General features: G+C 29.9%; 8 protein-coding genes. 2 read left to right on the top strand and 6 right to left on the bottom strand.

From position 1 onward, the window contains the following. Nucleotides 1-111: 111 nt before the first annotated feature. Together ACUUYC_RS17440 and ACUUYC_RS17435 are read left to right on the top strand one after the other, a co-directional pair. A complete protein-coding gene (locus tag ACUUYC_RS17440) occupies nt 112-669 on the top strand; it encodes a hypothetical protein (protein ID WP_474267954.1) in 558 nt (185 codons plus the stop codon). Then, nucleotides 656-2,119 carry a tetratricopeptide repeat protein gene (locus ACUUYC_RS17435; RefSeq protein WP_474267953.1) on the top strand — a complete coding sequence of 488 codons (1,464 nt, stop codon included), beginning with the start codon at nt 656-658 and terminating at the stop codon, nt 2,117-2,119. Before ACUUYC_RS17440 ends, ACUUYC_RS17435 begins: the two co-directional genes overlap by 14 nt. A 171-nt stretch (nt 2,120-2,290) precedes the next feature. Here the strand turns inward: ACUUYC_RS17435 and ACUUYC_RS17430 are convergent, their stop codons facing one another. The 6 genes from ACUUYC_RS17430 to ACUUYC_RS17405 all read right to left on the bottom strand — a co-directional run bounded on the left by ACUUYC_RS17430 (nt 2,291) and on the right by ACUUYC_RS17405 (nt 13,637). Further along, nucleotides 2,291-2,938 carry a 4'-phosphopantetheinyl transferase family protein gene (locus tag ACUUYC_RS17430; RefSeq protein ID WP_474267952.1) on the bottom strand — a complete coding sequence of 216 codons (648 nt, stop codon included), beginning with the start codon at nt 2,936-2,938 and terminating at the stop codon, nt 2,291-2,293. A gap of 9 nt (nt 2,939-2,947) precedes the next feature. Next, the gene (locus tag ACUUYC_RS17425; RefSeq protein ID WP_474267951.1) at nt 2,948-4,312 is read right to left on the bottom strand and encodes a hypothetical protein; all 1,365 of its coding nucleotides are present in this window, start codon (nt 4,310-4,312) and stop codon (nt 2,948-2,950) included. A gap of 56 nt (nt 4,313-4,368) precedes the next feature. Continuing rightward, nucleotides 4,369-5,730: a hypothetical protein gene (locus tag ACUUYC_RS17420; protein WP_474267950.1), complete on the bottom strand. Its 1,362-nt coding sequence runs from the start codon at nt 5,728-5,730 to the stop codon at nt 4,369-4,371. A gap of 39 nt (nt 5,731-5,769) precedes the next feature. Further along, on the bottom strand, nt 5,770-7,152 hold the full coding sequence (locus tag ACUUYC_RS17415; RefSeq protein ID WP_474267949.1) for a hypothetical protein: 1,383 nt from the start codon (nt 7,150-7,152) through the stop codon (nt 5,770-5,772). Nucleotides 7,153-7,240: 88 nt separating this feature from the next. Continuing rightward, on the bottom strand, nt 7,241-9,187 hold the full coding sequence (locus tag ACUUYC_RS17410) for an alpha/beta fold hydrolase (protein ID WP_474267948.1): 1,947 nt from the start codon (nt 9,185-9,187) through the stop codon (nt 7,241-7,243). Nucleotides 9,188-9,221: 34 nt separating this feature from the next. Further along, complete coding sequence (locus tag ACUUYC_RS17405; protein WP_474267947.1) at nt 9,222-13,637, bottom strand: amino acid adenylation domain-containing protein; 4,416 nt, start codon at nt 13,635-13,637, stop codon at nt 9,222-9,224. Nucleotides 13,638-13,693 lie beyond the last annotated feature (56 nt).

The following is a 13,693-nucleotide window of genomic DNA, read 5'->3' as shown; positions in this document are numbered from 1 at the left end:
TAAATACATTTAATCTGTAAAATAAAAATCTTATATTTAAGAGAGATTTTATTTACATAATTTAAAATATAAATGTATTACTCCTATATATCACATGATAAAGTTAACCAATTGTTACTCGATAAAACTGAAAGGGAAGTTTCTAATGAGAGAATTAAAGAAAAGCAAGGTTCTAAGAAAATAGATCTTATTGATTTAGCTAACATTCTTGAATTGAATGATTTAAATGTTCCCTATGGTAGGTCAGATATTTATCATTCAGAACTAGTAAAACGTGAATCTATTACTAATAAACTTAAGATCGTCATACAAAAAATCTCTAAAAATACTTTTTTAGCTAGTGATTGTGACGCGTTAGAGTTTGGGAAATTCTATAGAGTAAAATCTAATTTTAAAGTTAGCTATATTGCTGAAAAAGACAATATTGTTGTATTAGAAACTATTTTAGAAAATGAACTAGCACTAAATTTATTTTGTTCATTAAAGTATTTTAGTTCAAATACTGATTTTTCAAAACCTATTCAAATAAATTCTAGCAATTATGCATTTTTAAGAAAAGGGCGTTCTATTGAATTTGATACCATATTTTTCTTAACATCAGCTAATAAAAACCCTCATGAAGGTTCTCCTCTTTTTCTATTAATTGATAGTTATCATGGAAACTTCTGAAGAATTTGATCCTGTCAAACATGGTTTTGATAACATGATTGGTAAAACTATTGATATAAATGGCACTATTTATATCATAAATAATATTATTGCTATTGGAGGGGAAAAAATAGTAGTTTCTCTAAGAAATCAAAGGACTTCGGTAATTAGATTAGTAGCAAGAATATTTAAATTTAAAAAAGGATCAAAATTATATGAATTCTATAAAAAGAATATAAAGAAAAGTGGGTATTTGCATTATTTTAAATCTGAAAAATCAGCTCCTACTTCTGTCAATTCAAATAAAAAAGATACTATAAGACTTGAGTTAATTGATGTTGCTTCTGGTTCTGATTTTAACTTGAGTAATATAATAGTAATGGAAGGTAATACCTCTTCAATATTCGATTATCCAATGAAAATGATCGATAATTATGAGTTTTATGAAATAAATGGAGCTTTACTTCAAATACAATCAATATGGGGTGATTCCTATGATATTAATACTGAACTTAACAACTTATTAGTAAAATGTGAAGATCTTTTAAATAATGGGGAATTTAACCAATTAGAAAAACAAGTTAATGAAGTTCTTAAGATATCTCCAAACCATTCAGATGTTATTTTGATTTTTGGAATATCGTTAATTAGGCGAAAAACCTATAGCCACCTCTCCATTGGGATTGGTATGTTAAAGTCAGTTATCGCTCTTGAAAATAATTATGATTTATATTATGAAATAATAATCGAAGAGTTTTGTAAGGTTGGAAAATCAGAAGAAGCTTTGAAGCTAATTGACTATAAATTAAATTTATATAATGAGAATATTAAATTTATTTATCTAAAGTTTCTTGTGATTACTAAATTTGATTATATCGAAAGATTCAAAAATTTAATTACATCCTACGAGAAAATTATTGAACTTAATTTTCAAGATTATATTGTAGAATTATATGCTGAGAGTCTTCGTAGGTTTATAGATTTCAGGCTTGAATTTGATGATGGCATTGAATTAATGAAATCAAAAGATTATTCTTCTGCAATAGTTAAATTAAACAAAGCAATTGAAATAAGTAAACGTCCTGTTTTAGCTTCTGTAAATCTTTGTATTTCTTATTATTATTCATCTAATTATAAAATGGCATTTGAATTAGCTTTACATGAAATTTTTTGTAATAATCAGCCAAATATCAAAGATAGTTTGTTATTAGTGTTGGCGCTATCATATTTTGAAGTCGGGTTTTATGAATATTCTTTAAATGCACTAAAAGATATTGAATATGTTAATAACTTGAAAAATGATATGCCAGCACTTCCAAGTGTTTATATACTAACTGATAATGGCGTTGCCATTCAAGCTAATCAAGATTTATCTATCATTAAAAATTATTTAAAAAACATTAATCAATATTATTTTCATACCCAAGATTGTGTGAAAAAATTAATTGATTATTATGATAAGATAAACTAGTAATGTTTATAATTTATGACATACAACGCCGATTTTATCTCGATCACCCTTAAAATGATCGAGACAAACTTCTTAATTATTAAAATGGGTAGTAAAATTGAATATATTCATAACTTAATTTTTACCCTATTTAAAACTATTTTATAAATTACGAGTATTACGGATAATAAATTATTGAATTTCTATCTTTTTTTGAAGACATAATTCATCATCAATTTTATCCTTAAATGCGATGTAACATTTGTAAGCTGTATCTAAAGTAATTTCTTTTAAAAAAAAGTTTTCTCCATTAATCTCAACTTGGTCATCCTTGATTTCGAATGAATTTAAAGCTATAGAAAACCCTTTTCCATTTGCCTTTATTACAGCTTCTTTCTGAGTCCAGTAGTTAAAGAAAGCATCTGTTTTATTTGTTGCTGTATCAATATTCTGCCATTCATTTGCAGTCATTTGTATTTTAAAATCTTTAATATTGACATTGTGTTTTTTTTCAATATCAATCCCTATTTCGGAAGTGTTAGTAAGCACACAAATGACAATATCTCCTGAATGCGATATATTGAATTTTATATTTTGATCTTTTAATTTCGGTTTACCATAAACTGAATACTCTAAAAGTTCTTCAATATGTACTACTTTATTGATTTTTTTTAATCCATACTGTAATAGTAATCGTCCTAGTAAGGATAATTGTGCATCCTCCCATCGTCTATACTTTAGTATTCGCTCTCTAAATTCTTCAGGAAAGTCTGGTAAATATGTTTGTAATAATTCATCGTGATTCTCTTTTGATATGTAAGTATAATATATTTGAGTCATTTTTTCTTTTTAAGAAGTATATTCATAAATTATTGCTTCCACAGCTCCTGTTGCAGCATTAATTACTCCTGAAGTTGTTTTTTCTTCAGACATACGAACCCATGAACCAGCATACGTATCGCCAAAACCGAATGATCCCCATATGAGTTTATGCGGTGTCCATTCATTTTCTTTATTTGGCGCTAATAAATTCAATGAATCACTGAATTCCTGAGCGATGTATTTTTCACTTTCTATAGCTTCATTTACTGCATCATTCCATTCAGTTTCAGACATGAATTTTCCGATAAAAACATCTTTTCCTTGCAAGCCATCTATAATTTTAATTACAAATTTGTCTTTGCATTCTTTGAGTAACTCAATAATATTCTGTGTTTTTCCTTCATACGTAACAACGGTATCTGTCACAATCTCTGTCCATGGAATGTATTCTAAGACCAATTTATTTTGTTCTGGTTCAAACTTACCTTCATCGGCAAGTCTTCGTAGTAATGCTAAATTTCTTTTATCGCGCATAAACGTCGTTCCTAAATGGTCTGGAAAATAGACATTATTCATAATGAAACTGCGAAATAAATCAGGTGGAATAGTATGTTGTCCAAATTCTAGAATTAAAACACTATGTATACAATTTTCATTAAAATACAAGCCATCGCCTTTCATTTTTAAGGAATCAATTGTATCCATATATACATTTCCTGTTTTTCCAATGCGTTCTAGTTCTTGCTTTAGTAACTCGTTAAAAAAGTTTTTTACAACTGCATTTTGAGATTCTCCAGCTCCAGCATCAGAGACTAGAAAAAGATTGATTTTAGTACTTTTTGTTTGTGTGTATTTTAAAATTTGTGCAACTATAAACTGAATATATAGGTTTTGTGTTTTATGAAACATGAATTGTTTTCCCGTTGCAGTATCTGATAAAACATTGTGTGCATTTCGGATAATTGGTTCAAAGTTTTGCAATCCAATTCCCCCTATCGAAGATCCCATATTTATTTCCAATACTTTGAAGCCTGCTTTTGTTAGGCTTAAGTCTAATCGGCTACTTACAGGAACTTCTAGTTCTTGACACATCATAGAATATTGCGCTATCATTTCATTTCCTTCAAAATAAAAATCTGCTATTTTTTTTACATCATTTTGAAAATAAAGCTTGGGGATTTTTTGTAATAAATTTGGAATTAGAGTACTAACCTCTTCTAATTTTTGACTCAGTTCTTTATTCAGAATCACTGGATATGAAGAAATTGGGTATTTATAGTTTCGAAAAACAGCTGATATTTCATCAGTATCTGTATTAAGTAATGAGGAAACTTTTTTGTTAGGTTGCTCCATAAAAGCTTCATAGCTATCTGATAGGATTGTTTGTTTCATTTGTGTAGGTTTGTTTTTTTTAAAATATGATATGGTAATTTTGAGGCTAGAATAGTTTATAGAGCTTCGTAAACAATTGCTTCTACTGCTCCTGTTGCAGAATTAATAACTCCGGAAGTTGTTTTTACTGGTGACATACGAACCCATGAACCTGCGTATGTATCACCAAAACCAAACGATCCCCAAACCAACTTCTGTGGAACCCATTCATTTTCTTTATTTGGTGCTAATAAATCCAGTGAATCACTGAATTCTTGTGCAATGTATTTTTTACTTTGTAAGGCTTCTGTAATAGCATTTCCCCAATCAATGTCTGACATGAATTTTCCAATAAAAACATCTTTTCCTTGTAGTCCATCTATGATTTTAATTACAAATTTATCTTTGTTCTCTTTTATAAGTGTTATGATATTTTGTGTTTTACCTTCATACGTAACATCAGCATCTTCAATTATTTCCGTCCACGGAATGTATTCCAACACTAATTCATTTTGTTTTCCTTCAAACTTCCCGTCATTGGCAAGTCTTCGCAACAAGGCAAGGTTTCTTTTATCACGCATAAACACTGTTCCTAAATGATCTGGAAAATAGACATCATTCATAATGAAACTACGAAATAAATCAGGTGAAATGTTACGTAGTGCGTAGTCTAAAATCAATACGCCATGTATATTATTTTCTTCAAAATACAAGCCATCACTTTTCATTTTTAAGGTAGCTATTGTATCCATATACACATTTCCTGTTTTTCCAATGCGCTGCAATTCTTGCTCTAATAACTCATTAAAAAAGCTTTTTACAATTTTTCTCTCAGTTTGATCAGCATTCGCATCATACACTAAGAATAAATTGATTTTAGTATTTTTTGTTTTTGTGAATTTTAGAATTTGTGCTACAATAAATTGTATGTATAGGTTCTGTGTTTTACGAAATTTGAATTGTTTTCCATTAGTTTCGTCTGATAAAATATTGTGTGATTTTCGGACGACAGGTTCAAAATTTTGCAATTCTATTCCTCCTATAGCTGATCCCATATTTACTTCTAGCACTTTGAAACCTGTTGTTGTCAAGCTCAAATCTAATCGACAACTTACAGGAACTTCTTGTTCTTGACACATTGTTGAGAATTGTGCTACCATTTCATCTCCATCAAAGTAAAAGTCTGCTATTTTTTTGACATCACTTCGAAAGTAAAGTTTTGGAATTTTTTGTAATAATCTTGGGATTAGAGTACTTATTTCTTCTATTTTTTGACTCTGACTTTTATTCAAAATCACTGGATACGAAGATATTGGGTATTTAAAATTCCGAAAAACAATTGGAATATCATCTGTATCCATTTTAATTAATGGTTTAACCGTTTGATTCAATTGTCCCATAAAGGCATTGTATGAATCAGATAAGATTGTTTGTTCCATGTGTGTGTTAGTTTTAGTTATTTAGGGGTTGTATGCTTATTATAAAACTTCGTAAACAATTGCTTCTATAGCTCCTGTTGCTGAATTGATAACTCCAATATCAGTTTCTACTTCAGACATTCTAACCCAAACACCTCCATAGGTTTCTCCAAAACCAAATGCGCCCCATATTAGTTTGTGCGGCGTCCATTCTTTTTTAATATTAGGTGCTAAGAAGTTTTTAGATTCGCTGAATTCTTGTGCAATAAAAGCTTTGGTTTTTATGGCTAATGCAAGCGCTTCTTCCCATTCTTCTTGAGTTGAAAATTTACCTATAAAAACATCAATTCCTTGAAAACCATTAGATGCTTTTATAACAAATTGGTCTTTCTTTTTTAGTAGTAATTCTGATAGTTTATGCTTTTCTTTTTTAAATATTACTTCTTGATTTTCATGTTTAATCATTGAAGTCCAAGGAATACAACTTAGTACTAATTCATTTTCTTCCTCTGTAAACTTTTGCTGCTCAGCTAATGTTCTTAATAATCCTAGGTTTCTTTTATCTCGTATGATAGAAACTCCCAAATGGTCTGGAAAATGTATACTATCCATTATAAATGCTCTAAAAATGTCTGGCGACACTTCTTCCGTATTTAAACTTAGTAATAATACACTATGTATGGTTTCATTTTTAAATTGTAACTCTCCATTTATAAGTTTTAATTCTGAAAGAGCTCCAGAAACTGCTTTTCCTTTTAGTTTTCTTTTAGTCAGTTCCGTTTGAAGCATTTCATTAAAAAAGTCTACACTAAAATCCTTTAGTTTTTCACTTTTTACATGCGATAGTTCTATAAACACATTAATTTCATCATTAATGTTAACATATTTCAATATTTCATCAACAAGAAATACAACATATAGGTGTTGAATATTTTTAGAATAAAAGTTAGTTTCAGATACTGTATCAGATAATTTAGAATGTATTTTTCGTATGATAGATTCAAAACTTTGTACTTGCCAACCTCCTATTGAAGAACCAATATTTGCTTCTAAGACTTTAAATCCATCTGTAGTAAGTGTTAAGTCTAATCGGCAACTTACATCAATGTTTTTGCTATTTGCCATTAATGCAAATTGCGCTAACATTTCATTTCCTTCAAAGTAAAAATCAGCTATTTTTTTTACATCGTCATTAAAATATAGTAAAGGAACTTGATTTAATAGTTTTGGCAATTTAATGCATAGTTCTTTCAACCTTGAAGCAGTTTCTTTGCCTATTAAAACAGGCCATGGGCTTACTGGATATTCATAATCTTTAAATATATTAGGAACTTCTTTTACATTGGTATCAATCCATTTAGGAATACTTGAGTATGCTTCCGTAACAAAATCATTGTAGTTTTCAGAAAGTATGGAGTCCTTTGTTAATTCTTTAAGTAACATGGTATATATTTTTTGGTCGATTTTTAATCATTTATTAAATTGTCATAGACAACTTTTAAGGTCTACTATTTGCTCGTTATGAAATAGTCTAAAAAGCTAGAACTCCCCAATAGAGCAAGTATACAGCTAGTAATGCATTAGAAAAGATGATGGAAAACAAAATACTTCTATCCGTAATTTTTCTGATTTTTAGAATATAGTATAGCAGTGTTGCTATCAACAATACACTAAATATTAATATTCCAGTAAATACGATATTGTATGTATTCGGTAATCCGAAAGCGAGGATGTAATAGTTTTGATCCGCTACATTTCCTAAAGCAAGAATTAATCCTATGAAACTTAAAACTCCCACTAAAGAAGTTAGCATAATTAATAAACGAATAATTTTATCTGAAAGAATATTGTATTTTTTTCTGATTAGTTTTATTAAATGAGCAATTATAAATGCTAACATTATTCCTAATGCAACTACTAAAGGAAATAAGAAAAACGGATTGAATTTGTTTATACTATTCCCCATTTTTGAAACACCTTTGTTTAAGGTGATATTTTTCACCAATTGTATTTTATTCACTGCGGAATACGCATCAGTATCTGGTATCTGATTTGGATCTGTAATGAACGTCGTTGTTATTTTGTCTCCTATTTTGGTAAAACTAGGAACGTGTCCATACGTATCAGCATCAATAACATACGCTTTTTTGAATTTTTTAGCCAAAGCTTCTCCATTTGATTCTGGAGTTATTGGATCGTATTCTCCAGCAAATATGATTACTGGGAACGATTGTTCTGCCAGGTTTGTCAGATCATATTTCATTGCTAAAGAATCATTTTTCTTTGCATTCCAAGCATCACATACTTTGAAGTCAGATTTATAGAACGAGATTCCGCCTTCTAGTTTTTTGTATTGTGCTGCATTGGCTTCATAATCTGCATACGAATTGTTTGGTAAAACTTCATTACAACTTACACAGTAGTACACACCATAATCCATGTTTAATAAACTAGAGAATGCTGCTACTAAATTTCCTAAAGCTTCTTCATTTCTATCATGAAATTGAGTGATCAGTAATGGAATAACTTCCACTAATTGCTTATGATATAATGCTTGTTGAATAGCTACTTTAAAATCTTCAGCATTATAGGTAAACGTTCCTGTTTCAATAAGTTTTTCATCAACCTTTACTGTGATTGGTTTTTCTTCTAAGTCAGCAATTGTTTTGTAATATAATTGTTCTAAATCTGGATATGCTTTATTGTATTCTGAGTTATTTTTACAGAGTTCAAATACTTTGGAAAGACTTCCTATGTAGTTACTCGTATTTTTGGTGTAATATGTATTTATATCTTCAATTGAAGAATCGAGAATTAATGATTTTATGTCTTCAGGAAATGTACTTGCATATACTTGCGTCATATATGTTCCGTAAGAAACTCCATAGATAGTCCATTTTTTATATCCCATTTTTTCTTTGAGCGCATGTAAATCTTTTGCTACAGATAAACTGTGATAAGTATCAACATCAATACCTTTACTAATCAATGTTCTTTTACAGTCCATTGAAGCTTCCGATTTCTGAGCTTCATCTTCACTTTCTGTTTGATTTTTAGCAAGAATATTAAAAAACTTCTGACCTAATTCTGGACACAGTCGAGGTTCCGAATATCCAGTTCCACGTACATCAAATAATATAATATCATTCGTTTTTCGCAATGGATGATTAGTCCAATTCCAAATATTCCCAACACCACTTCCTCCTGGTCCACCTTGTGCAAATACTACAGCTTCTGCATTTTTTATGTTTCCTTTATTTTTCAATACAGCAACAGCTATTTTAACTTTATTTTCTGTAGGATTTTCCCAGTTTTCAGGAACGGTAAGGTATGCCCAAGTAACTTTTCTGCTTGCTAAATCTGTAGAATCACGATGAAAACTTTTTACTTCTTCAAAAACAATGTCTTGTCCATACATTCCTAGAGTAGACAGCACAAGTACTATGCTAACGGTTACTATTTTTTTATAAAAATTCATGCTTTTTGGTACTATTTTTTGGTGTTTAGTTATTTTAAAAATTAAAATCTATATCAATTACTTGTTGTTTTTCAAATGCTAATGTCACATCGATATCAGCAATATTTATAGTGATATCTGCTATAATTTGCGTAATTAATTGTTCGTATTTTAAGAATATGAGTTCTATTGTTTCCTTTTCATATCCCATAGCATTGTAGTTTACAATTCCATGCAATTTCTTTTCTCCTTGAATAAAGTTTATTAATAATGGAAGTCTATTATATATTGATTCCGCGTGTTGTAGCTCCAAATTGAGTTCAGGCGTTATCATTACATTTTCATAATTAAATGATGGTGTTTGCAATGCTATTAAGACATCTAAACGCAATTCATTTTGTATTGCTTCCGGAATGTCTTGATGCGCATCAATGGCTAATAAATTTTTATGTGCTTTTGCAAATATTGATGTTACACTTTCTTCCGAATCTATTGTTGTTCGTAATGGCAATGTCTTTACAAACATTCCTATCTGTTTTTCTAATTCAGCTAGTGTTCTTCCCGAGTTTACTGTTCCAACACAAATATCGTTGTGTTGATACATTTTGTGCATCAACATATTAAATGTGGTTACTAAAAATGTATGAAGTGTTATGTTTTGTGATTGAGAAAATTGAAGTATTGATTCTAAAAAATCATCATTCCAACTAAATTGATATTCATTTGCATTTGCATCATCTTCAATTTCTACACTTATTGGTATTGTAGCGTTCCATGAATAATCACTAAGATATTCTTTCCAGAATTTTTGATTTTTCTCTTCTACGTGCGTACTTACTTTTTGTTGCCAAATAGCATAATCTCTAAATTGAAATTCTAATGTTTTGGCAGCAGTCTTTTCTCCAGAAAGTAATTGTTTATAGTTCGTAATTACTTCTTGAATCATTAGTTCCAATGACCAACCATCCATTATAATATGATGTGTAACAAATATAACAGTGCTTTCTGTTTCTACATGAGCGACTCTTAGTAAAAGGTCTTTTTCTAGATTGAATTCTTTATGTATGTAGTTGTGTATATCATTTCCGTCAACTAAACTCGTGTCTACTTTAAAATCAACACTCTCATTATCAACAACTTTTTGATATGGAATTCCTCCTATTTCAATGAAATTAGTTCTTATAATTTCATGTCTTTGTATTACATTTTTGAATGCTTCTTCAAATAGTTCAATTTCAATCTTACCAGAAACTTTATATACGGCAGGCATATTATAAGCGATAGATTTTGTTTCTTTTTGAGAAGCTAACCAAAGTCCATATTGTGGCGTTGTTATTGAATACTGAGTTTGCTCACTTACTTTTTCTAGTGCAATTGAATTTTGTGTTTCATTGCGATCTAAAAAACTTGCTAAGCTTGCTATTGTTGGATAATCAAAAATGGTTTTTAATGTTATTTGATAGTGTAATTCTTTTTTGATGCAATTGATTAGTTTCACTGCCTTTAAAGAATGTCCTCCGAGTGTAAAAAAGTTAGCATCACAACTAATGCTTTCTTTTATTTCTAGTATTTCAGAAAAATAACCTGTCAACGCAATTTCCGTTTTTGTCTCAGGCTTACGATACATAACTTCGTCAGTTGTATGTTGTATTTCCTGTTGTGTTAAGCTTTTCCTGTCTACTTTTTTGTTTGGTGTTAATGGAAAGTGTGCTACTGGAAATATTGTATACGGAATCATGTATTCGGGTAATTCCTGACGTAATTCTCTTATGACTTGATCGGTATTTAGCGTTGCTTCATTAGGAATTACGTATGCTATTAATACTGCTTCTTGGTCTTTACTTTTTTTAGCAATTACAACGGCTTCTTTTATAGTGTTGAGCTGATTTAGTTTAGTTTCTATCTCTCCAAGTTCTATACGATATCCTCTTATCTTTACTTGATAATCATTTCTTCCTAAAAATTCTATTTCTCCATTCGTATTCCATTTCCCCAAATCTCCTGTTTCATAGATTTTTTGAGAAGTATCAAATGGGTTTGTAATGAATTTTTCATTGGTTAGTTCTTCATTTTTATAATATCCTTGCGCCAATCCTTCACCACCAATATAAAGTGCGCCCACACTTCCAATTGGTAACAGTTGTAGATTTTCATCTAGAATGTATAATTGTGTATTATCAATAGGTTTTCCTATCGTTGAAGCTTCTTTAGCTTCATTTATTTTTTTTATACTAGACCAAATTGTGGTTTCAGTTGGTCCGTACATATTCCATACCTCAGCACAGGTATCAACTAATTTTTCAGCTAATGCAGTACTCAATAAATCACCTCCACAGAGTATTTTTAGATTTTTATTTCCTGTCCAACCAGCATTAAACAATAATTGATAAAAACTTGGTGTAGCTTGCATTACACTTGGTTTTACTGTTTCAATTTTATCTAAAATCTCTAATGGATTTGCCAATAATTCTTTGGTAGCCATGTATACTGTAGCGCCAGAAATTAAAGGTGTAAAGAATTCTAAAATTGAAATATCAAAAGACTGCGTTGTTACTGAAAATAAAGTATCTTCTGAATTAATAGTTGGCTGCTTTTGTATACTGAGTAAAAAGTTTAGCAACGCTTGATGTCCAATACGTACACCTTTTGGATTTCCAGTAGAACCTGAAGTGTAAATGATATATGCCGTTTCTGAAGCTATTATTTTTGGCAGTTTTTCTACTGCACTGTGTTGTTGTATTGTTGAAAAAGTTACAAAGTCAGCGTCTGTATTTATTTTATCTACTAAATCTGCTGTACCAATAATACATTGTACTCCACTATGTTTTGCAATGTATGATAAACGTTCTTGTGGAAATTCAGGATCTAACGGAATGTAAGCTCGTCCAGATTTTAAAATCCCCAATAGTGTAACAATTAGATTTGCAGATCGTGATAGTAATACAGCTACAGGAGCTTTATTTTCAGTAGCATTAAAATGTGTATTGATATAATTGGCTACACGATTTGATAGTTCATCAAGTTCTTGGTATGTATACGAATGTTCTCCGTCCGTAACAGCTATATGATTTGATCTTTTAGCGACTTGTTTTTCAAAAAATGAGACTACAGTTTCTTCCTTATCATACACAGCAACAGTATCGTTGAATGTATGAAGTAACTGTTGTTTTTCGTTTGTTGAAAGGTAATTACAATTGTTTAATTTTTCTTTTGGGTTTTTACGAACTGATTCTACTAGTTCTTCTATATGACTTCCTACTTGATTTATGAGCGTTTCGTCAAAATAATTGATATTGTAGTCTAAATCTATTTTTACATCTTCTAATGCATCAAATTCACGAATATATACAGCTAAGGCAACACGTTCAGATTCGTGTGTTAATGGAATAACTGCCGTTTTTGTGTTTTTAAAATGATCCGCATAGTTTTGCTTCTCATAAGACAATGTAATGTTGAACAGTCTGTCTTTTTCTTGAAAAATATCTAATTCTTGAATCAATTTCCCTAATGGTAAACGTTGATGTCTATAATCTTGTCGTAATTGTTGTTTTATTGCAAGTATTAATTCTTCAAAAGTATCTTCAAAATTGAGTTCCATTCTCAATGCAGAAACACCCATAAAGAGTCCAACAGTTTTTTTAAAGATTGATTTTCCTCTGTTCAATACAGGCAAACCAATTGCAAAATCTTTGTTTTGATATCTTCTTCCAATAGATAGGTATAGAATTCCTAGTATCACATGAAATGTAGAACAACGAGATGCTTTTGCTATTGTTTCTAATTCATTGTAAACCGATCGCTTGATGATTAGTTCTTTGCGCTTACTTTTATTTACATGAATCGTTTCATCTATCTTTTCAAATATACGTTCAGGTAAATTTTGGAATTTGTTTTTCCAATACGTTTTATCTGAAATAAAACCTTCAGACGTATAGTATTTTTCGTCATCAAGTATAAAATCTGTATATGAATACGGATATTCAGTTTCTATTTTTCCAGTTTCAAGGAGTTCATTATAATTTTTAACAAATCGTTGAAACATGATAGAAGTTCCCCAACCATCAGTTATGATATGATGATACATTGAAAAAAGATAGTACTTCTTCTCCTCTATTTTTAGCAGAATGAATTTATGTAGTAATGTTTCTTTAGAAAAATCAAATGCTTCTTGAAACGTTTTCTGCATGTAGTTTTCTGCTACTTCTTGTGCATTTTTTTCTTTCGAAAAGTCTATAAATCCAAGTACAGAATCATGTGTTGGTAAGATTTCAATTTCGGCAGATGTTTCATTACTCTTAATGATACTACGATATGCATCATGCTGATCTATTAATGCAATGTATGCTTTATTTAGAACGTCATAGTCAATGTTCCCATCAATTATAATCTTTGCGCCAATGTTATATATTGGATCGCTTGGATATAAAAGTTGCTCAAAATAGACATCTTGTTGTGGTAAAGTTAGTTTCATCTAAATGTAGTTTAGAGATTATATACGTAACATAGTGAATAGAAATAAGTGTATTC

The organism is Kordia sp. E (genome assembly GCF_056033805.1).
The sequence above is the reverse complement of the archived record's forward strand: the minus strand, read 5'-3'. Positions and strand labels throughout refer to the sequence as shown.

Bases quoted from the DNA above. Each gene is read 5' to 3' on its own strand.
- ACUUYC_RS17435 (WP_474267953.1), top strand. From the start codon at position 656: ATGGAAACTTCTGAAGAATTTGATCCTGTCAAACATGGTTTTGATAAC.
- ACUUYC_RS17430 (WP_474267952.1), bottom strand. From the start codon at position 2,938: ATGACTCAAATATATTATACTTACATATCAAAAGAGAATCACGATGAA.
- ACUUYC_RS17425 (WP_474267951.1), bottom strand. From the start codon at position 4,312: ATGAAACAAACAATCCTATCAGATAGCTATGAAGCTTTTATGGAGCAA.
- ACUUYC_RS17420 (WP_474267950.1), bottom strand. From the start codon at position 5,730: ATGGAACAAACAATCTTATCTGATTCATACAATGCCTTTATGGGACAA.
- ACUUYC_RS17415 (WP_474267949.1), bottom strand. From the start codon at position 7,152: ATGTTACTTAAAGAATTAACAAAGGACTCCATACTTTCTGAAAACTAC.
- ACUUYC_RS17410 (WP_474267948.1), bottom strand. From the start codon at position 9,187: ATGAATTTTTATAAAAAAATAGTAACCGTTAGCATAGTACTTGTGCTG.
- ACUUYC_RS17405 (WP_474267947.1), bottom strand. From the start codon at position 13,637: ATGAAACTAACTTTACCACAACAAGATGTCTATTTTGAGCAACTTTTA.